Origin of the sequence: uncultured Oscillibacter sp. (genome assembly GCF_900546705.1) — a bacterium.
GTDB lineage: Bacteria > Bacillota > Clostridia > Oscillospirales > Oscillospiraceae > Oscillibacter.
The window spans coordinates 1-21457 of the sequence record NZ_URDP01000033.1; the positions used below are offsets into that span (position 1 = coordinate 1).

The following is a 21457-nucleotide window of genomic DNA, read 5'->3' on the forward strand; positions in this document are numbered from 1 at the left end:
TGCTACCAACATCATGGTCTTCGCCCTGGCCGGCGCCATGTACGCCGTCACCGGCTTCATCGAGGGTGCCCGTGTGGCCTCCAACACCGCCAACACCGGCCTCAACTACGAGTCCGACGCCATTGCGGCCTGCGTCATCGGCGGCGTCTCCTTCGTCGGCGGCATCGGCAAGATCCGCGGCGTGGTCATCGGCGTTCTGATGCTGCGCCTCATCTTCGTGGGTCTGAACATGATCGGCATCAACCAGGACTATTTCTACATCATCAAGGGCGGCATCATCCTCTTTGCCTGCGCCCTGGATATGCGCAAGTATCTGGTCAAGAAGTAATGTCCCCGTCCGTAAAAAAGGGCGCGCACCATGTGCGCGCCCTTTTTGGTTCCACGCAGAGATAAGATGTGTTATACTACATGGAAAGGATGTGAAAAACATGGAACTGTACCGGGTGCTGCTGGTGGACGATGAGGAGGACATCCGGGTTGGCATCAGCCAGAAAATGGATTGGGAGGGGCTGGGCTTTTCCCTGGTTGGGCAGGCCGAAAATGGCAGGGACGCGCTGGAACTGGCGGAGTCTCTCAAGCCCGATGTAGTGCTTACGGATATCAAAATGCCCTTTATGGACGGGCTGGAGCTTTGCAGTATTCTGACCGGGCGTCTGCCTGCATCCAAATTTGTGGTGTTTTCCGGATTCGACGATTTTGAGTATGCCAAGCAGGCCATTCAGATGAATGTATCGGAGTATATCCTCAAGCCCATCAACGCCGCCGAGCTGGCGGCCGTGCTGGAAAAGCTCAAGGCCCAGCTGGACGCCGAGCGTGCGGAGCGGCGCAACGCCGAGCAGCTGCGCCGGCGGTATGAGGAGAGCCTGCCGGTGCTGCGGGGGCTGTTCTTCACCCGACTGCTGGACGGCCGCATCAACCGGGAACGGATGCTGGAGCTGGCGGAACGGTATGACGTGGCCCTGGACGGCGGCGCGTTTGCGGCGGCCATCGTCCACATTGACAGCGCCGGCCCCCAGGGGGAACTGGTGACCATGTCGGTCCAGCAGCTGTTTGAGGACAATCTGGCAGTGCCCCACGGACGGTTTCAGACCTTTTTGTATAACGACTCCGTGGCGCTGCTGGCGGCCATGGACGCCCAGCGGGATATTTACGGACTGCTGGACGCGGTGAACCGGGTATGCGCCCTGGCGGAGAGCTACCTGGGCCGGCGGCTGACTGTGGGCGTGGGAGCGCCTGTGGCCGCGCCGGAGGAGCTGCCCCAGTCTGCCGCCGGTGCCCGCAGCGCCCTGGAGTACCGGGGCCTGGTGGGCAAGGGCCGGGCGATCTACATCGGAGACCTGGAGCCGGATGCCGGACGGCGTCTGGAATTTATGGAAAGCGACGAGGAGGCTCTGGGCTCGGCGGTGAAGCTCCGGGGCGAGGCGGAGATCCGCCAGGTAGTAGACCAGCTGACGGAGCGGGTCCGGGCCTCGGGTCTTGCCATGTCCCAGTGCCAGCTGTTTTTCCTGGAGCTTCTCACCTGTCTGCTGCGTCTGACCCGCAGCGCCGGACTGGAGGTGGAGACGGTGTTCGGCACCGGCTTTACCGGCGCCGTGCAGGCGGCAGACTTCACCAACCCCGAACAGATGGGACAGTGGTGCCTGGACCGGTGTCTGGCCATCCAGGCCCTGATCCGGCGCCAGCGGACGGATACTACCGGCCGCATGGTGGAGCGGGCCAGAGCCTACATCGATGCCCACTACGGGGAGAGTGATCTTTCCGTGGAGCGGCTTTGCCAGCATCTGCATCTGTCCGCGGCCTACTTTTCCACCCTCTTTAAGCGGGAGGTGGGCATGAGCTTCATTGCCTATTTGACGGTGGTGCGCATGGAGGCCGCCGCCCGGGCCCTGCGGGGCACGGAGGAAAAAACCTATCTGATTGCCCGCCGCTGCGGGTACGATGACCCCAACTATTTCAGCTACGTCTTCAAGCGCCACTTTGGCGTCACGCCTACCAAGTACCGGGCGGGTCAGGGCGGCGAGACGTAAATTTCCCAGAGAGGAGGCCTGTCATGCACCGTCTTGCGGAAGCGATCAAGGGCCGGTGGCAGATGCTCTACCGCCGGACCAGTATCCAGATGATCCTGTCGCTCTCGTTCACCGCCGTGGCCGTGGTGGGCATGGTATTTATGGGGCTGACGCTGTTTCTGCGCTTTTCCTACACCACCAATACCCAGCAGGCGGAAAACAGCCAGCGCCTTCTCTCTCAGGTCAACTGGAATCTGGACTCCTACCTGCGGAGCATGATGCGGGTTTCGGATACGGCATACTATAACGTCATCAAGAGCACGGATCTGAGCGAGGGGGACCTGACTCCCGCGCTGGAGCTGCTGTATGCCAGCAACCGGGACTCCATTGTCTCCATGGCCGTGTTCTCCTCCACCGGAGAGCTCATCGCCGCCACCCCCCTGCGTACGCTGAAAAACAGCGTCTCTCCCCAGATGGAGAGCTGGTTTGGCCAGGCCATGGACAAAATTGAGAACCTGCATTTTTCCACACCCCATGTGCAGAATCTTTGGGCGGACGTGGACGAGCGGTACCGGTGGGTGGTGTCGCTGAGCCGGTATGTGGAACTGTCCCGGGATGGGAGCATCGAGGGCGGCGTGCTGCTGCTGGACATGAGCTTTGACGGCATCGAGCAGATCTGCAAGGACGTGAAGCTGCCGGAGGACGGCTACCTCTACCTCATCGACGACCAGGGAGAGATCATCTACCATCCCCGCCAGCAGCTCATTTACGCGGGACTTCAGGAGGAGAACAACCTGGCTGCCGCCTCCTATGCCGACGGCAGCCACGAAGAGGAGTTTCAGGGCCAGCAGCGGCAGGTGACGGTGAAAACCGTGGGCTATACCGGCTGGAAGCTGGTGGGCGTGGTGCCCAGCGAGAGCTTGTGGAGCAACTACGGACAGCTGGTGCTGTTTTTCCTGTTTGTGGTGCTGTTTTCCGTTTTTTTGCTGGTGTTTGTGAACCTGCGGCTCTCCGAGTGGATTACGGCGCCGGTGAAGAAGCTGGACCGGGCGGTAAAGAATCTGGAGGCCCGGGCCCAGAATGTGGACTTTGACGTGGGCGGCCCCACGGAGGTGGAGCACCTGAGCCACTCCATCCGCTCCATGGTTTCCACCATGAATCACCTGATGGAGGACATCATCCAGCAGGAGGAGCAGAAGCGCCGCAGCGAGCTGGATGTGCTGCAGGCCCAGATCAACCCCCACTTCCTCTACAACACGCTGGACAGCGTGGTGTGGATGACGGAAAACGGCCGTACCCAGGACGCGGTGGTCATGCTTACCTCTCTGGCCCGGTTTTTCCGCATCTCCCTGAGCCGGGGCAGCAATGTCATCCCCATTGCCGACGAGCTGGAGCACGCACGGCATTATCTGACCATTCAGAAAATGCGCTACAAAAACAAATTCAACGCCCAGGTCACAGCGGAGGACGATGTGAAGCAGCTCTACACCATCAAACTCATCGTCCAGCCCGTGCTGGAAAACGCAATTTACCACGGCATGGCCTACGCCGACGGCGACGGAGAGATTACCGTGCGGGCCTTCCGCCAAGGTGGGGATGTGTGCATTGAGGTGACGGACAACGGCCCCGGTATGCCCGAGGAAGTGGTGCGCCATCTGCTGGATGGAGACGGAGCCAATACCGGAGCAAAGGGCTCCGGCATCGGATTCCGCAACGTCCATCAGCGGCTGCGGCTGACCTTCGGCGAGCCCTATGGACTGACAATTTTCAGCGAGCCGGATGACGGCACCACCGTGCGCATCCGCCTGCCTGCTCTGGACGCGGAGGCGGCGCGCCGGTATCGGAAGGAGGAGTCCCGGTGAAGCGCAAGGTAATGCTGCAGCTGGTGGTCCCTCTGCTGGGACTGTGCGTGCTGTTTTTGCTGCTGGCTATGGAGCCGGAGCAAAGCCGTCGGGGCACCGAGCTGGTGGAGGTGTCCGTAGTATTGCGGCAGGAGGATACCACACTGTGGGCAACGGCCAGGCAGGGTATGGAGCAGGCGGCTGCGGACCTGGGCGCTGAGCTGCGGATTTTGACACTGGACAGCGCCGGAAGTGCCGAAGAACAGGTTTCCCTTCTGCAGCAGGAGGTGTCCGGCGGCGCCGGGGCGCTGGTGCTGGTGCCGGCGGATACGGATGTGCTGGGCAGTACGGTGGAAGAGCTGAGCGGACAGGTGCCGGTGGTGACCATGGAGACAAATATGACGGACCGGGGAGCCTGTGCCTTTGTGGGGATGGACAACGCCGCTCTGGGTCAAGCCCTGGGGGAGGCGGCCCTCAACGGCGCCGGAGCCGGAGAGACGGTGCTGCTGGTGGACAGTGTGCCCGGCGCCAACGGCGTGACCCAGCGGCTGACGGAGGCCTCCGCCGTGCTGGAACAGGCGGGAAGAACCGTGCGGATCTGCCGGGCGGAAGCTGGCCAGAGCCTGAGCGAGGCGCTTGCGGCGGCGGTGGGGCGGGATCGCCCGGCCCTGTTGCTGGCCTTTGAGGCCGGTGCGCTGGAAGCTGCTGCCGGAGTTTTGGAGCAGATGGAACAGGACCCTCCCCTTCTCTACGGCGCCGGGGCCACCAATACCATTGCCTATGCGCTGGAACAGGGGTGGATCACTGCCATTGCCGCCCAGAACGAGTATGCGGCCGGGTATCTGGCGGTGGAGGCCGCCGTCCAGGCAGCCCGGAAGCTGCCCCGAAAGACGGTGGAGCCCATGGAGTTTTCCATTGTCCGACGGGAGAACATGTATAATCCGGCCCACCAGAAGCTGCTGTTTCCGGTGACCCGGTAAAGGAGGTGCGCATGATGCGGATACGGTGGCTGGCCGCGGCGGCGGCCGCCCTGGCGGTGGTGCTGGCAGTGGCACAGGTAAGCGTCGGGCGCCGGTCGCCTACGCCGACTGTCCGGGTGGGTGTGGCGCTCTACGACCAGACCGATACGTTTTTGTCCACCCTCACCCAGCATCTGGAGGAGATGTTCCGGGAGGAGGAGCAGCAGCGGGGCATCAAAATCAACCTCTCCCTGGCTGACGGCCGGGGCAGCCAGTCTGTACAGAACGAGCAGGTGGACCGCTTTCTCGACCTGGGCTACGATGTGATCTGCGTCAATCTGGTGGACCGTACGGCGGCGGCCGTTATTGTGGACAAGGCCCAGGAGGCCGGTGTGCCGGTGATCTTCTTCAATCGGGAGCCGGTGGAGGAGGATCTGTTCCGCTGGGACGGCGTGTATTATGTAGGGTCCCCCGGAGAAGAGGCGGGCCGCCTTCAGGGCATGCTGGTGCTCTCTGCCTGGCGGGCAAACGCCGATGCCCTGGACCGCAATGGCGACGGCGTGGTACAGTACGTCATGCTGGAGGGGGAGCCGGGCCATCAGGACGCCCTGCTGCGCACGGAGTACAGCGTGCAGACGCTGGTGACCGGCGGCGTGCCGGTGGAAAAGCTGGACAGCGCTGCCGCCAACTGGCAGAGAAGCCAGGCGGCCGAGCGAATGCGCCAGTGGCTTCAGACTCTGGATGGGCAAATCGAGGTGGTCTTTGCCAACAACGACGACATGGCCCTGGGCGCCATCGACGCGTGTCTGGAGGCGGAGATGACGGCGGAGGACATGCCCTTTATTGTGGGCGTGGACGCCACGCCCCCTGCCCTGGATGCCCTGCGGGCAGGCACACTGCGGGGAACGGTCCGCAACGACGCCCGGGGACAGGCGGAAAATATCGTTGCCCTCAGCTGCGCCCTGGCGGAGGGAACCGATCCGGCCCAGGCAGTGGAGCTGGAGGCGGGAAAATACGTGTGGCTCTCCTACACCACGGTCACTGCCGCCGACGTGCGGACGGGGCAGCCGCGATAAATCTGTGGAGCAAAAAAAGCGTCCGGCCAAAGGCCGGGCGCTTTTTCATTACAGCTGATAAAGGGTAATAATCAGAGGCATGGTGATGATACACAGCAGCGTGGTGGAGACGTTGATGGCGCCGGCGTAGGTGCCGTCCGGACCGTAGACCTGGGCCATCTGGGTAACGGTGGAGGCGGCGGGGGTGATGGCAGCCAGGAAGCTCACCAGCAAAATGGTCTCCCCGTCCGGAGCCAGGGCCGCAAGGCCGCTGAATTTGAGCACGGCCAGCAGCACCAGGGGGAACACCACCAGCCGCAGCGCGGCCACCTTCCAGATGCTGGGCAAAACAAAAATGTGCTTTAAATCAATGCCGCCCATGAGCATTCCCGCCACAATCATGCTCAGCGGCCCGATCATGGCGGACATGGAGTCCATGGCGCCGGTGACCACCGACGGCAGGGGGATGCCCAGGAAAAAGAGCACCGCGCCCACCAGGATGGACAGGATATTCACGTTGCCCAGCACCTTTTTCCAGGAGAAGCTCTTTTCTCCGCTGAGGAGGAAGCGGCAGTGGCTCCACAGCAGGGGCAGCTGGACAATGATGAACATGCTGGTGAAGATGACCCACTCCTTGCCCAGAATGGCGGTGACAATGGGGATAATCAGATTGCCTGCGTTGGAGTAGATGACGGAGGCCTGCTCCACCGCGTTGAGGTGCAGCGGCCGGCGGCACAGGGCTGTCAGTGCGAACAAGATGACGTGGATCAGCACGGCCGCACCCAGAGAGAGGGCCAGTCCCCGAAGCATGTCCGGCGTGCATTCGATCTGGAACGCGCCGACAATCAGACACGGCGTCACCAGATACAGCGTCACAACGGAGAGCACACGGCTGTCCTCCGGCCGCAGCAGGCGGCACCTGACGGCCAGCCATCCCAGAAAGATGCATACAAACAGCTGGGCGATTTGTTTGAGCAGCAAAAGACCGATCACAAGGCAAGTCCCCTTCGCAAAAAATTCCAAAAACGAAACTATTGTATCATGGTCCGGCCTGTCACGCAATGCAGCCTCCGGCGGATTTTTCGGGGAACTCCCGGCCGGGCTTGTGCATTATGGCGCCCCCAGACGATATTCCGTGGGGCTCGCTCCCATCTGACGGCGAAAGACCCGGGAGAAGTAAAAAGGGTCGGCAAATCCGGCGGAGGCGGCCACGGCGCTGACCGGCAGGGTGCTGTGACGCAGCAGCTGGCACGCCCGTCCCAGTCGGTAGCGGGTCAGGTATACCCCCGGTGAGCAGCCGAACGCCGCCTGGAACGCCCGGTGCAGGTAGCTGCGGCTGACCCCCACATGAGCGGCCACCGACTCCACGGAGATGTCCCGGGAAAAGTTCTGCTGGATGAAGGCGGCACCCCGGCGGGCGTAGTCCCGGAGGGCGTCCTCTCCGCGAGTGGGTGAATTTTCCATCAAAAGCCCCAGAGCCGCCTGGAGATATCCCGCCATCCGTACGGCACTGGGATAGTCCGCACCACGGGCCTTGTAAATATCCAGCAGCGCCCGGCGCAGCTGATCCCCCGCGGCGGGACGGTAGACCGGCGAGCGGGCGGAAAAGGGGGTCTGAGCCAGCAGCAGTCCGGCGCTGGGACCGGAAAATCCAACCCAATAGTATTCCCAGGGGTCCTGCCCGTCGGCCCGGTAGTAGATGGGCGTATCCGGGCGCGCCAGGAAGGCCTCCCCGGGGCTGAGGACAAAAGTCCTGCCGTCGGACTCGTAGGTGCCCCGGCCGGAGACGATGTAGTGGAGCAGGTAGTGGTCCCGCACGCCGGGACCCCAGCCGTAGTCCGCCGGACACTTTTGAAAGCCTACGTTGTAGACGGTCAGCGAAAGCTCCGGCCTTGTTTGCGCTTTAAAGGAGTGCTTGAAATCCTGGGCCATTTCTTCTTGCCTCCCCTGCTGAAAGATTCTCTTTTCAGCATAACGCCGCGTAATCGGTTTTGCAACAAAAATCCATGGAACCGGCGACGCTGGCACATGGAAAGACGGGCCGGGAGCTGATATGGTAGAGATACAATGAAAAGGAGGAATACAGCTATGACTCTGGATGAGCGTATGGCCGGGGCGGAGTTTTCCGCCAGACTCACCTATCTCTACGGTGCGGAGGGCGCCGCGGCGGCCCGCGCCCGCTGTGAGGAGGCGGCGGCCGGCTTTACAAAGACCTTTGAGAGCGTGCCGGAGACGCTGTTCAGTGCGCCGGGCCGTACGGAGCTGGGCGGCAACCACACCGACCACCAGCATGGCCGGGTGCTGGCCGCCGCTGTGGATCTGGACATCCTGGCGGCCGTCACGCCCAATCAAAGCGGCATGATCCGGGTCCAGTCCCAGGGTTATCCCCTGATGGTGGTGGACCTGAGTGACCTCACCCCCCACGCCGAGGAGGCGGGCACCTCCGCCGCGCTGATTCGGGGCGTGGCCGCCCGCATGAGCGCTTTGGGCTGCCCCCTGCAGGGCGCGGGCCTTGACGCCTACATGATCTCCAACGTGCCCGGCGGCAGCGGCCTCTCCTCCTCCGCCGCCTTTGAGGTGCTCATGGGCACCATGCTCAACGAGCTGTTCTGGGACGGCAAGTGCTCCGCCGTGGAGATCGCCCAGATCGGGCAGTACGCGGAGAACGTGTTCTTCGGCAAGCCCTGCGGCCTGATGGATCAGACGGCTTCCTCCGTAGGCGGCGTGGTGGCCATTGACTTTGCCGACACGGACCACCCGGTGGTGGAGCGCATCGGCCTGAATCTCCGCAAGGACGGCTACGCATTGTGCATCCTGGACTCCGGCGCCGGACACGCGGACCTGACGGACGAGTACGCCGCCATCACCGATGAGCTCAAGGCAGTGTGCCGCCACTTCGGCAAGGAATACCTGCGTCAGGTGCCCTGGGAAGACTTTCTGACCCAGCTGCCCCAGGTGCGCCGGGAGGCCGGCGACCGGGCCGCTCTGCGGGCGTTCCACGTCTATGCGGAAAATAACCGGGCGGCAGAGCAGGCCAAGGCCCTGCAAAACGGGGACTTTGATGGCTTTTTGGCCCTGGTGCGTGCCTCCGGCGCCTCCTCCGCCATGTACCTCCAGAATGTCGTGCCCACGGGACAGACCCAGAAGCAGGAGCTGATGCTCACCATCGCACTGGCGGAATCGCTGCTGGGCGGACGGGGCGCTGTCCGGGTACACGGCGGCGGCTTCGGCGGAACGGCACAGGCCTTCGTGCCGCTGGATCTGCTGGAGGCGTTCAAAGCCGGCACCGAGGCGGTGCTGGGAGCGGGCAGCTGCCATGTGGTGACTATCCGCCCTGAAGGCGGCGTGCGCCTTGTGTAAGGAGGAATTGAGATGATTGATACTGCCATTGCACAGCTGCTCGGCTATGCCGAGAGCCGGGGTCTCATTGAAGAAAGCGACCGCACCTGGGCCGCCAACCGCATCCTGGATGCATTGCACCTGGATAGCTGGGAAGAACCTGAAACTGTTCCCGAGCGGCCCCTCGAGGAGATCTTAAAAGAGCTGCTGGATTACGCCGTCTCAGCGGGTATCGTGGAGGACAACGTCACCGCCCGGGATCTTTTTGACACGGAGCTCATGGGCCGGCTCACCCCCCGTCCCTCCGCGGTCATCGCCGCATTTCGGGAAAAGCTGTCCGTCTCCCCCGAGGCGGCCACTGACTGGTACTACCGCTTCAGCCGGGACACGGACTACATCCGCACCTACCGGGTGGCCCGGGACGTGAAGTGGGTCACATCCACCCCCTACGGCGACCTGGACATCACCATCAACCTCTCCAAGCCGGAGAAGGACCCCCGTGCCATCGCCGCCGCCAAGTCCGCCCCCCAGAGCGGCTACCCCAAGTGCCAGCTGTGCCGGGAGAACGAGGGCTACGCCGGCCGCATGAACCATCCCGCCCGGCAGAACCACCGCATCATCCCCATCACCATCGACGGCAAGGACTGGTTCTTCCAGTACAGCCCCTATGTCTACTATAACGAGCACTGCATCGTTTTCAACGGCGAGCACGTGCCCATGAAGATCGACCGCTCCGCATTCCGTAAGCTGCTGGATTTCGTCATCCAGTTCCCCCACTACTTCGTGGGCTCCAACGCGGATTTGCCCATTGTGGGCGGCTCTATTTTGAGCCACGACCACTTCCAGGGAGGCCGCTACACCTTCGCCATGGAGCGGGCAGAGGTGGAGGAGACCGTGTCCTTCCCCGGATTTGCCGATGTGGAGGCGGGCATCGTCCGCTGGCCCATGTCCGTGCTGCGGCTGCGCAGCGCCGACGACGGACGGCTGGTGGATCTGGCGGAGAAGATCCTTGCCGCCTGGCGGGGCTACTCCGACCCGGACGCCTTCATCTTTGCCGAGACGAACGGCGAGCCTCACAACACCATTACCCCCATCGCCCGCAAGCGCGGCGGCAAGTACGAGCTGGATCTGGTGCTGCGCAACAACATCACCACCGAGGAGTTCCCCCTGGGCGTCTATCATCCCCATCCGGAGCTGCACCACATCAAAAAGGAAAATATCGGCCTCATCGAGGTCATGGGCCTTGCGGTGCTGCCCGCCCGGCTCAAAGGAGAGCTGCACGATCTGGCCAAGGTGCTGGTGGAAGGCGGCGACCTGCGCGCCGACGAGACCATCGCCAAGCACGCCGACTGGGCGGAGGAGCTGCAAAAGAAGCACACCTTCACGGCGGAGAACGTGGACGCCATCCTGCGGGATGAGGTGGGCCATGTGTTCGCCCGGGTACTGGAGGACGCGGGCGTCTACAAGTGCACCCCCGAGGGCCGGGCGGCCTTCCGGCGGTTCGTGGAGAGCGTCCGGTAAGAAAAAACAAGGCCGCCCGGAGGCGGCGGAGAACATAAGGAGGATATGCATATGAAAACCATTCTTGTTGCCGGCGGCGCCGGCTATATCGGAAGCCACATGGTGGCGCTGCTGGTGGAGCGGGGCTTCGACGTGATCGTGGCGGACAACCTGCGCACCGGCCACTGGCAGGCGGTCAAAGGTGCCCGCAAGCTCTATGTGGGCGACCTGCGGGACGGCGCGTTTTTGGACCAGGTGTTCAGCGAGAACCAGATCGACGGCGTTATCAACTTTGCCGCCTACTCCCTGGTGGGCGAGAGCGTCACCAACCCCCTCAAGTACTACGGCAACAACGTCTCCGGTTCTCAGTCCATGCTGACGGCCATGAAGGAGCACGGCGTCAATAAGATCGTCTTCTCCTCCACCGCCGCCACCTACGGCGAGCCGGAAAAGCAGCCCATTGAGGAGACGGACCGCACCGATCCCACCAACCCCTACGGTGCCACAAAGCTGGCCATCGAGGGCATGCTCAAGTGGTGCGACAAGGCCTACGGCATCCACTATGTGGCACTGCGCTACTTCAATGCTGCCGGCTCCAACCCGGACGTGGGCATCGGCGAGGACCACGACCCTGAAAGCCACCTGATCCCCCTGGTTATGAAGACCGCCCTGGGTCAGCGGGACCACATCGGCATCTTCGGCGACGATTATCCCACCGCCGACGGCACCTGCATCCGGGACTACATCCATGTCCGCGACCTGGCGGAGGCCCATCTGCTTGCCCTGGAGCACCTGGAAAAGACCGGCGAGAGCGGCATCTTCAACCTGGGCAGCGGCGACGGCTACTCCGTCAAGGAAATTATCGACACTGCCCGGCGCATCACCGGTAAGGAGATCCCTGCCAAGGTGGAGCCCCGCCGGGCCGGCGACCCCTCTGTGCTGATTGCCTCCAACAAGAAGGCCGCCCAGGTGCTGGGCTGGACGCCCAAGCGGGGCCTGGAGGAGATCATTTCCGATGCCTGGGCCTGGCATTCCAGCCATCCCCATGGCTATGAGGGCTGAGTCATGGCTGTGAGAACGCCTTTCGGCACCCTGGACGGCCGACAGATCTCTCTGGTGACGCTGACCGACGGGGCCATGTCCGTGGAGCTGCTGCCCTTCGGAGCGGCGGTGCGGGCCATCCGGGTGCCCGACCGGAACGGCAGAATCGTGGACGTGTGCCTGGGGTATGACACGGCGGAGGAATACGCCCGGCAGAACGGGTGCCTTGGCGGCACCATCGGCCGGTGCGCCAACCGTATCGGCGGAGCGGAGTTCGCCATTGACGGCACTACCTACCGTCTCACCGCCAACGAGGGGAAAAATCAGCTCCACGGCGGTGTGACCGGATTCCACAAAAAGTGGTGGACGGACACCATCGACGGCCGCAGCGCCGTGTTCACCCTGGACTCCCCCGACGGGGAGGAGGGCTATCCCGGCAATCTCCACGCCCAGGTCACCTATACGCTGCTGGGCGGCGTGCTGACGGTGGAGTTTTCCGCCCGGTGCGACCGGGATACGGTGGTAAACTTCACCAACCACACCTACTTCAATCTGGCCGGCCATGCCGCCGGTCCTGTGGACGATCACCGGCTTACGGTCCGGGCGGATTCCTACACCCCGGCCGGAGACGATAACGTGCCCACTGGTGCCATCGTGCCGGTGGACGGCACGGTGCTGGACCTGCGGCACGGTGCGTGGGTGGGCGAAGCGGTGAAAGATCCCATGCTGGCCGCCACCCGGGGCTTTGACCACAATTTCGTGCTTACCGGCGGCGGTGAGGCGGCGGAGCTGTGGTGCCCCCGCACGGGTATCGGCATGGCCCTCTCCACCACACTGCCGGGTATGCAGGTGTATACCGCCGGCTTTTTGACGGAGCGGCCGGGCAAGGACCGGGCCGTGTACAAGGAGCGCCACGCTGTGTGCCTGGAGCCCCAGTTCTTCCCCGATGCGGTGCACCATGAAAACTTCCCCTCCCCCATTCTGCGGGCGGGGCAGGAATATCGCCACACCATCCGCTACCGGTTCTTTACCAAGGCATGAAAAGTGCCCCCGGACTTTCGTCCGGGGGCGTTTTTTCGCTGTTTTGGCATGGAAAATATCAGTTTGCCGTATTGGACGGTTCCGGCCATGTGACGCCTGCATACATCTGCCAGCAGATGGCGTCCAGACGCTGAAGTTTGACGGGAGACTGGGCGTAATCCTTGACGCTGCTCAAAACAGGCCAGTCAGTGCCGTTGTCGGCATTGTAAGCATCTGTCAGTTCCTCTAAGCGGGCATTGATTTCTTCCAGGGTGAGGGTGTGAAGCTGGGGCGTCCCCTGGGCGTCGGGATAGGTCCAGGAAACAGAGCCAAGGTTTCCCACCACTGCCAGCATCTGGGGAGCCAGATACGACATCATGGCGTTCGTCAGTCCCTCAATCTCGTGGTCAAACGCAACCGTCCAGCCATAGGGTTCAGCCGCGGTCTGAAGGGAGAACGTATAGCTGCCCAGGTTGTTCAATGAGAGCGCCTGCGCGATCTGATTCAAAGCCGAGGGATTGCCCACATAAGGCGTTTTGGCGTCGTACAAAATTTCAAAACGTTCCAAAGCCTTTCCTGCAGTGATGGTCCCCTCCTGCCAGATGAGCCGGCCGCACAGGTATACCTCGTCTATTCCGTCCAGAGGTACACTGAGCTTGGCGGCGGCCGTGGAATGGAGGGCAGACACCAGCCCCTCCCGGGCAGTGATAGTCACCACGCCGTCCGCCGTCTCCGTCTTCCAGCCCCAGTAGGCGTTGGCAGAGGCTCTGGAGGAAACTTCCACCTGCAATTGTCCATCACTGTCCCAGATGTCCAGCGCCATGGATTCGGAGCTTGCCGGGGTGCCAATGATAAATAGCATGGCTGCCAGGGCTCCTATGAGCGCCGCCACCGTCAGCGCAACCGCCAGGGCAACCCGCCGCCATCCCCGGCGGCGCACGGTTTTGAGGTAATCCACCTCTTTGTCGTTTTCTGCCTGCTCCGCCGCCTCCGGTGCGAGCATGTCCGCAAGACACTTGGCGCACTCCGGACACCCAGCCAGATGCCGCTCCACCGCCTCGTTGGTCTCCGGGGCCGTAAGGCCCTCCGCGTAGGCAGGCAGCAGGTCCCGCACCACGGCACAGCTGAGATCATTTTTCATGGACGTCTCCTCCCTCCTTGAGTCGTTCCTTGCCCCGGTAAAAGGTCACCCGGGCCCAGGTCTCCGTTTTGCCCAGTACGTCGCCGATCTCCCGGAAGCTAAGGCCGCCGAAGGAGCGCAGATACACCACCTCCCGCACCGGTTCCGGCAGACCGTGGACTCGCCGCAGCAGGTCCGTACGCCCTGCCCGGTCCAGCGTCTCCGACTCCGCGGAGGGAGCCGGGGGCAGGAGCGTCTCACCTCCGTCCTCCGGCAGCGGGCTCTCCCGCTTTTCCCGCCGCAGGTGCTGGTACCAAAGGTGCTTGGCAATCTGGCACAGCCACACGGAGAGCTTGCATGTTCCGTCGTAGCGGCCGATGGAGCACACGGCCCGGTAAAAGGTTTCCTGGGTCAGCTCCTCGGCAAGGTCGGCGTCGCCGCACTGGGAGAGGAGAAATCGGTAAACGGTCCGGGCGTGGCGGGCATAGGCCTCGTGCAGATCGGGCGCGGTATCCATGGCTCTCCCCTCCTTTCGCCTCTTATATCCGCCGCCGGGGCTGTTTGTTACAGTCCGGGAGAAAAAATTTTGACGGGCCGGGGCCCGTCAAATGCTTATTTCAGCGTGTCGGTGGTAAACATGTCCTCAAAGGAGCGGATGTAGTAGTCGCTGAGGGCGCGGATCTTGTCCTGCTCGGCCTCGGCATAGGGGTCGTATACGCCGCACACCCGGAAACCGGCCGCCTTGGCGGTCTCGATGGCGTGGAGGGCGTCCTCAAAGATCACCGTGTCGCGCTTGTTGGACTGAAGACGCCGCATGGCCCGCTCGTAGATCTCGGGGCTGTCCTTGCCGCTGCCTACCTCCTGGCAGGTGACCATGCCCCGAAAGTAGCCGTCAATCCCCGCGTGGCGCAGGGCGGCCTGGGCCAGGGAGCGGTCCGTGGCGGTGGCTACATACATCCATACTCCCTCCATCTTCAAAAGGGACAGGAACTTTTCCACACCGGGCTTGGCCTTGACCTCGGTTTTGTAGAACTTCTCCACCCGGCTCTGGATGAGGGAGACGATCTCCTCCACGCTCTGGGGCAGGGCGTAGCGCTCCTTGCAGTAGGCGGCGCCCTGGCGCAATGTCAGTACTTTCAGCTTTTCGGGAAGGTCTGCTTCCGGCGTGATGCCCTGGGCACGGAGCATGCCCGGCCCCAGGTCGTCCCAGATGAACATGGAGTCCAGCAGCGTGCCGTCCATGTCAAAAATGGCGCTTTGCAGTCTCATGAAATTTGCCTCGCTTTTCAAACATTTGCAACTATTGTAGCACCGTGCTAGGATAGAATACAACGAAAATCAGATAAAAAAGGGGGAAAAACCATGCGGCTTTTTGTGGCGGTACGGCCAGAGGGCTTGAGCCGGGCAGTGCTGGAGCAGACCCAACAGGGGCTGAGGCGGCAGGGACGGGGTACGTTTCCACACCCGTCTGCCCTCCATCTGACGCTGGCGTTTCTGGGCCAGACGGAGCGATTGGACGCGGCCAGGGCAGCGGTGGAGACGCTTTCGGGCAGCGGGCGCTTTTCCCTGACGGCGGAGGGCCTGGGCCGCTTCGGCGACACCTGGTGGGCGGGTACGACCCCCTGTCCGGCGCTGGAAGCTCTGGCGGCGTCCACCCGCCGTGCCCTGGAGGCGGAGGGCTTTTCCCTGGAAAAGCGGCCCTTCGTCCCCCACATCACCCTGGTCCGGCACTACCGGCCAAAAGCGGATCCGGCGGCGGTAACGATGCCCCCCGTGACGTGGGAGGTGCGGCAGATCGAACTGCTGGAGTCTTTGCAGCGGGAGGGCCGGGCGGTATATGAGGCGCGGCATACGGTCCGGCTGTAAAAAAAGGACGCCCCATGGGGGCGTCCTTTTTTGTATGATCGCTGCAGCGTCGAAGCGGAGTGCCTCAGCAGAGCTTGGCACCGGCGGGGAAACAAGTGCGGCGCCGCCGGGGGCGGATGAAGCGCGCTTGTTTCGAGGAAGCGGCCCGATTGGCCGCCGCATGAGCGGCGGGGAATCGGCATGCCGCGACGGTGGGGATTGCAGCGTCGGAGCGGAGTGCCTCAGCAGAGCTTGGCACCGGCGGGGATGGAGTCATCCACCATGATGAGGTGGAGCTTCTCCTCGCCGTTTTCCTTGTGGACGGCGGAGATGAGCATGCCGTTGGACTCCAGACCCATCATCTTCCGGGGCGGCAGGTTCACGATGGCCACCAGCGTCTTGCCTACCAGCTGCTCGGGCTCATAGAACTTGTGGACGCCGGAGAGAATCTGCCGGTCGGTGCCGGTGCCGTCGTCCAGGGTAAACTTCAGGAGCTTGTCGCTCTTTTTCACGGCCTCGCAGGCCTTGACCTTTACGGCGCGGAAATCGTTTTTGCAGAAGGTGTCAAAGTCCACCTTCTCGGTCAGCTGGGGCTCCACCTCCACGGTGTTGCCGGCAGCGGCCTTCCTGGCCGCGGCCTCCAGCTCCTCCAGTTCCGCCAGGGCCTTGTCCATGTCGATGCGGGGGAACAGGTTCTCGCCCTTGGTGACGGTGGCGGTCTCGCTGAGGCTGCCCCACGCTGCGGCGGAGTCCCAGGTGCGCACCGTCTCGTCCGCGCCAATCTGGGCGAAGAGCTTCTCGCAGCTTTCGGGCATGAAGGGGCTCAGCAGGATGCCGCAGATGCGGGCGGTCTCCAGCAGGTTGTAGAGCACGTGGGCAAGGCGGGCACCGTTGGCCTCCATGTCCTTGGCCAGAACCCAGGGGGCGCATTCATCGATATACTTGTTGGCCCGCTGGATGACCTTGAAGATCTCGTCCAGGGCCTTGTGGGGCGCGAAGGATTCCATCTGCTCTTCATAGGCACCCCGCAGGGCCCTGGCCATAGAGATGAGCTCCGTGTCGAAGGCTTCGGGGGCGTCCCAGGTGCGGCAGCCGGCGGGCAGCTTGCCGCCGAAGTACTTGCCCACCATGGCGGTGGTGCGGGAGACCAGGTTGCCCAGGTCGTTGGCAAGGTCGGTGTTGATGGTCTGGATCAGCAGCTCGTTGCTGAAGTTGCCGTCGGAGCCGAAGGGGAACGTGCGCATGAGGAAGAAGCGCAGGGCGTCCACGCCGAACTTGTCCGCCAGGATATAGGGGTCCACCACGTTGCCCTTGGACTTGGACATCTTGCCGCCGTCCAGCAGCAGCCAGCCGTGGCCGAACACATGCTTGGGCAGGGGCTCGCCCACGCTCATGAGCATGGCGGGCCAGATGATGGAGTGGAACCGGACGATCTCCTTGCCCACGATGTGCACGTCGGCAGGCCAGTAGTGCTCGTAGTCGTGGTAGCGGTCGTTCTGATAGCCCATGGCGGTGGCGTAGTTGAAGAGGGCGTCCACCCACACATACACCACATGGCCCGGGTCGAAGTCCACGGGCACGCCCCAGGAGAAGCTGGTGCGGGAGACGCACAGGTCCTCCAGGCCGGGGTCGATGAAGTTTTTCACCATCTCATGGACCCGGCTGCGGGGCTGGAGGAAGTCGGTGTTTTCCAGCAGGTCCCGGATGCGGTCGGCGTACTTGCTCAGACGGAAGAAGTAGGCTTCCTCCTCGGCGTCCTGCACCTCCCGGCCGCAGTCGGGGCACTTGCCGTCCACCAGCTGGCTCTCGGTCCAGAAGGACTCGCAGGGCTTGCAGTACTTGCCCTTGTAGGTGCCCTTGTAGATGTCGCCGTTGTCGTACATCTTCTTGAAGATCTTCTGGATGGCGGCAACGTGGTAATCGTCGGTGGTGCGAATGAAGCGGTCGTTGGAGATGTTCATCAGCTTCCACAGGTCCCGGATGCCGTTTTCCCCGTCCACGATACGGTCCACAAACTCCTGGGGGGTGACGCCGGCCTCCTTGGCCTTGTCCTCGATCTTCTGGCCGTGCTCGTCGGTGCCGGTGAGGAACATCACATCATAGCCGGCCAGCCGCTTGTAGCGGGCGATGGCGTCGGTGGCCACGGTGCAGTAGGTGTGGCCGATGTGGAGCTTGTCGGAGGGATAGTAGATGGGGGTCGTCAGGTAAAACTTTTTCTTTTCCATGGATTTTTCTCCTTTATAACGGCCGCTCCGAATGAAAGAGGGCCGGAATTGACTGGAACAATCCTTTATTATAGCGGTTTTGGATGGAAAATACAATGATTCGCCCGGATTTTCCCGGCGTTAGGCAATTGTTTTTTCACTGAAAGTCGGGTACAATGTGGAAAAAACAAAAGGAGGAGCGCCATGAAACTGGTATCCTGGAACGTCAACGGCCTGCGGGCATGTCTCGGCAAGGGATTTCTGGACTTCTGCACCGCCTCCGGAGCGGACGTAATCTGTCTGCAGGAGACGAAGATGCGCCCGGAGCAGGCGGACTTTGAGCTGCCCGGCTACCACCGCTACTGGAACAGCGCCGACAAGGCCGGCTACTCCGGCACCGCCGTCTTTACGAAAGAGGAGCCCCTGACGGTGACCTATGATTTCGGCGCGGATGTCCACCGCCATGAAGGGCGGGTCATCACCGCCGAGTATCCGGGCTTTTACCTGGTTTGCTGCTACACGCCCAATTCCCAGGATCAGCTGAGGCGGCTGGACTACCGCATGGAATGGGAGGACGACATCCGGGCCTATCTTCTGGAGTTGGACGGGAAAAAGCCCGTGGTCTACTGCGGGGACCTGAACGTGGCCCATGAGGAGATCGACATCAAAAACCCCAAGACCAACCGCCGCAACGCGGGCTTTACGGATGAGGAGCGGGCCAAGATGACCGAGCTCCTGGCCGCGGGCTTTGTGGATACGTTCCGGGCCCTGTACCCGGACCGCACCGGCGCTTATTCCTGGTGGAGCTACCGGTTCAACGCCCGGAAGAACAACGCCGGATGGCGCATCGACTACTTTATCGTCTCGGAGCGGCTCAGGGACAAGATCCGGAATGCGGACATCCTCAGTGACGTGACCGGCAGCGACCACTGCCCCGTAGTGCTGGAACTGGAGGACTGACTGGCACCAATTTTTATGAAAAACGCCGAAGAAAACCCGGCCGGACCGGGGTATAATGAGGGCGGAAATTACCGGGGCGTTCTGGCCCCGCAGAAAGGAAGCAGCAGTTATGGCAGAAGCAATGCATTACGGAAAAACCTCTTTCCCGGTGGAGCTGCCCCCGGAGCTGATCGCCGCGGAGCTGGAGCCCAACGCGGTGGAACTGGAGAAAAAGAGCGTACAGGACATGGTCCGCGACGCCCTGGCCCACCCCATCGACTCCAAGCCTCTGCGGGAGCTGGTCAAGCCCGGTGAGAGCGTTTGCCTGGTCATCTCCGACGTGACCCGCCGCTGGCAGTCCCCGGAGACCTACATCCCCCTGGTGATCGAGGAGCTGGAGTCTGCCGGCATCCGGGACGAGGACATTCTCATCCTCTCCGCCACGGGCACCCACCGCCGTCAGACTCCGGAGGAGCACAAGGGCCTTGTGACCGAGGACGTGTACCGCCGCATCCGGGTGGAGGACCACGTGTGCACCGATGAGGAGAACCTGAAGATGGTGGGCACCACCTCCTACGGTACCCCCGTTATGCTGGACAAGCGGGCGCTGGAGTGCGATCACATCATCCTCACCGGCGGTGTGGTATATCACTTCATGGCCGGCTTCGGCGGCGGCCGCAAGAGCATCCTGCCGGGCATCGCCGGCCGGGAGACCATCATGAAAAACCACAACCTGGCACTGAACCCCGGCCTTGGAAACGGCTCCAACCCGGAGGTCCGCAGCGCCAACATGAATGAGTCCAACCCGGTTCACGCGGACATGATGGAGGCCTGTGCCATGGCCAACCCCACCTTCCTCATCAACGTGGTGGTGGACGACAACCAGAAGATCATCGGCGTGTTTGCCGGCAACTGGATCACCGCTCACCGGGCTGCCTGCGACCTGGTGGACCGGATGTACGGCGTGCCCGCCAAGGAGCAGACGGAGCTGGTTATTGCCAGCGCCGGCGGCTATCCCAAGGACCTGAACTTCTACCAGACCATTAAGACCCTCTCCAATGCCCTGGTGGTGGCCAAGGAGGGCGGCACCATCATCCTGGTGACCAAGTCCGACGAGGGCTTCGGCAACGACGACACCCAGCGTCAGATCGCCGGTTATGAGACCATGCTGGAGCGGGAGAAGGCCCTGCGGGCCAACTTCTCCATCGGCGCATTCATCGGCTACATCTTTGCCGAATCCGCTGAGAAATACAACATGATTGCCGTTACGGATATTCCCCAGGCCGACTTCGGCACCGCCAAGATCCGCGCCGTGTCCACCCTGGACGAGGCGCTGGAGCTGGCGCGGCAGTACCACGGCGGCAAGCTGCCCCGGGTCACGCTGATGCCCCACGGTGCAAACACCCTGCCCAAGATGCAGTAATCCTCTGCAAAAAACAGCCGCCGGAATCGTCCGGCGGCTGTTTTCAGCTTAAAAGGGCATTGATGTCCTCAATGTCCAGGTCCTGAAGGGCCCAGTTGATGCCGTAGCCCACCACCTTGGCAAGATCCCGCACCTGCTGGTCGATGTCCCGGGTGGTCACCATCATGGTGCCCTGTCCCCGACGCAGCCGGTCGGCGTCAATGTGCTCCACCCCCGCCTCCTCCAGAAGATCTGCCGCCAGCGTGGCCGCGTCCACCACTGTGGGAATGCCCACGGCCACCACCGGCACGCCCAGTGTTTCATGGTTGAGGGCAGCGCGGTGATTGCCCACGCCGCTGCCGGGAATGATGCCGGTATCGCTGAGCTGTACCGTGGCACACACCCGCTCCCGGCGGCGGGAGGCCAGGGCGTCCACGGCAATGACAAAGGCGGGCTGCACCTGCTCCACCAGGCCCCGTACAGCTTCCGCCGACTCCACGCCGGTGGTGCCCAGCACGCCGGTGCGCAGCACGCTCACCGGCCGGAATCCGGCAAACTGACGGGGCATGGCGGCGATTAGATGCCGGGTTACCAGCACGCTGTCTGCCGTCAGGGGGCCTACGGCGTCAGGGGTCATGGCGGCGTTGCCCAGCCCCACTACCAGCACCGGACCTTCCGCCGGCACCAGGAGCTTGAGCTGGGAGCCCACCGCCCGGACGGCCCGGGGAAAAAAGTCTGACTTCCGCTGCCAGAAGGTGGTCAGGTCGATGGTAAGATAACTGCCAACCGGCTTGCCCAGGGCTTCTTCTCCCCGCTCATCCAGAATGTCCACCCGGGTCAATCCGTAGCCCTCCAGCTTGGATTTGGTGGCCTTCACCCCGGACAGCCGGCTGGTCCGCTGCGCGGATTCCTGCCATAGCTCCCGGGCTTCCAGCGCCAGGTCCGTGCGTTTTGCAAACAAAAAGCGCCGCCTCCCAACACAAAATCTTGTGGTCACGTGCCTAGGATTTGCGCCAGAACATACAATATACGAAAAAATCACAAAAATTATAAAAAAACTCTTGCTTTTTGGGAACTTCCCTGCTAAAATATCATTCTGCACGGTGGAAATTATTGTTCCCCTGCTGAATTTGCCTAAGGAGGTGTTTGGTTTGCCGAATATCAAGTCTGCCAAGAAGCGCGTTCT

Annotated in this window: 18 protein-coding genes and 1 pseudogene; 12 read left to right on the forward strand and 7 right to left on the reverse strand. The window is 62.7% G+C overall.

Features of this window, described 5'->3' with window-relative positions:
* The 5 genes and pseudogenes from QZS13_RS07575 to QZS13_RS07595 all read left to right on the forward strand — a co-directional run.
* Positions 1 to 328: pseudogene (locus QZS13_RS07575) on the forward strand (beta-methylgalactoside transporter); the annotation flags it as partial.
* Between the two features lie 100 nt (positions 329 to 428).
* On the forward strand, positions 429 to 2027 hold the full coding sequence (locus QZS13_RS07580) for a response regulator (protein ID WP_295587542.1): 1599 nt from the start codon (positions 429 to 431) through the stop codon (positions 2025 to 2027).
* 23 nt (positions 2028 to 2050) lie between these two features.
* Entirely contained in the window at positions 2051 to 3868 is a 1818-nt protein-coding gene (locus QZS13_RS07585) for a sensor histidine kinase (RefSeq protein WP_295587544.1), read from the forward strand.
* Entirely contained in the window at positions 3865 to 4827 is a 963-nt protein-coding gene (locus tag QZS13_RS07590) for a substrate-binding domain-containing protein (protein WP_295587546.1), read from the forward strand. The genes QZS13_RS07585 and QZS13_RS07590 overlap by 4 nt, the downstream gene beginning before the upstream one ends.
* A gap of 14 nt (positions 4828 to 4841) precedes the next feature.
* A complete protein-coding gene (locus QZS13_RS07595; protein WP_295587548.1) occupies positions 4842 to 5882 on the forward strand; it encodes a galactose ABC transporter substrate-binding protein in 1041 nt (346 codons plus the stop codon).
* A 48-nt stretch (positions 5883 to 5930) separates the two neighbouring features.
* Here QZS13_RS07595 and QZS13_RS07600 read toward each other — a convergent pair whose 3' ends face one another.
* Both QZS13_RS07600 and QZS13_RS07605 read right to left on the reverse strand, forming a co-directional pair.
* Complete coding sequence (locus tag QZS13_RS07600; protein ID WP_295587550.1) at positions 5931 to 6854, reverse strand: AEC family transporter; 924 nt, start codon at positions 6852 to 6854, stop codon at positions 5931 to 5933.
* A gap of 117 nt (positions 6855 to 6971) precedes the next feature.
* A complete protein-coding gene (locus QZS13_RS07605) occupies positions 6972 to 7793 on the reverse strand; it encodes an AraC family transcriptional regulator (protein ID WP_295587552.1) in 822 nt (273 codons plus the stop codon).
* Positions 7794 to 7949: 156 nt separating this feature from the next.
* Between QZS13_RS07605 and QZS13_RS07610 the strand changes: the two genes are divergently transcribed.
* The 4 genes from QZS13_RS07610 to QZS13_RS07625 are packed head-to-tail and all read left to right on the forward strand — an operon-like array spanning position 7950 to position 12782.
* The gene (locus QZS13_RS07610) at positions 7950 to 9221 is read left to right on the forward strand and encodes a galactokinase family protein (protein WP_295587555.1); all 1272 of its coding nucleotides are present in this window, start codon (positions 7950 to 7952) and stop codon (positions 9219 to 9221) included.
* 12 nt (positions 9222 to 9233) lie between these two features.
* Positions 9234 to 10721, forward strand: a complete 1488-nt coding sequence (gene galT / locus QZS13_RS07615; RefSeq protein WP_295587557.1) for a UDP-glucose--hexose-1-phosphate uridylyltransferase — start codon at positions 9234 to 9236, stop codon at positions 10719 to 10721.
* A gap of 51 nt (positions 10722 to 10772) precedes the next feature.
* Positions 10773 to 11762 (forward strand): UDP-glucose 4-epimerase GalE, encoded by a 990-nt coding sequence (gene galE / locus QZS13_RS07620; RefSeq protein ID WP_295587558.1) that lies wholly within the window; start codon positions 10773 to 10775, stop codon positions 11760 to 11762.
* Positions 11763 to 11765: 3 nt separating this feature from the next.
* Positions 11766 to 12782, forward strand: a complete 1017-nt coding sequence (locus tag QZS13_RS07625) for an aldose epimerase family protein (protein WP_295587560.1) — start codon at positions 11766 to 11768, stop codon at positions 12780 to 12782.
* A gap of 58 nt (positions 12783 to 12840) precedes the next feature.
* Here the strand turns inward: QZS13_RS07625 and QZS13_RS07630 are convergent, their stop codons facing one another.
* The 3 genes from QZS13_RS07630 to QZS13_RS07640 all read right to left on the reverse strand — a co-directional run bounded on the left by QZS13_RS07630 (position 12841) and on the right by QZS13_RS07640 (position 15150).
* Positions 12841 to 13902, reverse strand: a complete 1062-nt coding sequence (locus QZS13_RS07630) for a DUF4825 domain-containing protein (protein WP_295587562.1) — start codon at positions 13900 to 13902, stop codon at positions 12841 to 12843.
* Positions 13892 to 14398, reverse strand: a complete 507-nt coding sequence (locus tag QZS13_RS07635; RefSeq protein ID WP_295587563.1) for an RNA polymerase sigma factor — start codon at positions 14396 to 14398, stop codon at positions 13892 to 13894. The genes QZS13_RS07630 and QZS13_RS07635 overlap by 11 nt, the downstream gene beginning before the upstream one ends.
* A 95-nt stretch (positions 14399 to 14493) precedes the next feature.
* The gene (locus QZS13_RS07640) at positions 14494 to 15150 is read right to left on the reverse strand and encodes an HAD family phosphatase (RefSeq protein WP_295587565.1); all 657 of its coding nucleotides are present in this window, start codon (positions 15148 to 15150) and stop codon (positions 14494 to 14496) included.
* A 93-nt stretch (positions 15151 to 15243) separates the two neighbouring features.
* Here QZS13_RS07640 and thpR point away from each other — a divergent pair, with 93 nt between their 5' ends.
* Complete coding sequence (gene thpR / locus QZS13_RS07645) at positions 15244 to 15747, forward strand: RNA 2',3'-cyclic phosphodiesterase (protein WP_295587567.1); 504 nt, start codon at positions 15244 to 15246, stop codon at positions 15745 to 15747.
* 221 nt (positions 15748 to 15968) lie between these two features.
* Here the strand turns inward: thpR and metG are convergent, their stop codons facing one another.
* The gene (gene metG / locus QZS13_RS07650; RefSeq protein ID WP_295587575.1) at positions 15969 to 17984 is read right to left on the reverse strand and encodes a methionine--tRNA ligase; all 2016 of its coding nucleotides are present in this window, start codon (positions 17982 to 17984) and stop codon (positions 15969 to 15971) included.
* 150 nt (positions 17985 to 18134) lie between these two features.
* Here metG and QZS13_RS07655 point away from each other — a divergent pair, with 150 nt between their 5' ends.
* Together QZS13_RS07655 and larA are read left to right on the forward strand one after the other, a co-directional pair.
* Positions 18135 to 18890: an exodeoxyribonuclease III gene (locus QZS13_RS07655; RefSeq protein ID WP_295587569.1), complete on the forward strand. Its 756-nt coding sequence runs from the start codon at positions 18135 to 18137 to the stop codon at positions 18888 to 18890.
* Between the two features lie 109 nt (positions 18891 to 18999).
* Entirely contained in the window at positions 19000 to 20292 is a 1293-nt protein-coding gene (gene larA, locus QZS13_RS07660) for a nickel-dependent lactate racemase (protein ID WP_295587571.1), read from the forward strand.
* A 43-nt stretch (positions 20293 to 20335) separates the two neighbouring features.
* Here the strand turns inward: larA and gpr are convergent, their stop codons facing one another.
* Entirely contained in the window at positions 20336 to 21232 is an 897-nt protein-coding gene (gene gpr, locus QZS13_RS07665; RefSeq protein WP_295587573.1) for a GPR endopeptidase, read from the reverse strand.
* Positions 21233 to 21457: the final 225 nt, after the last annotated feature.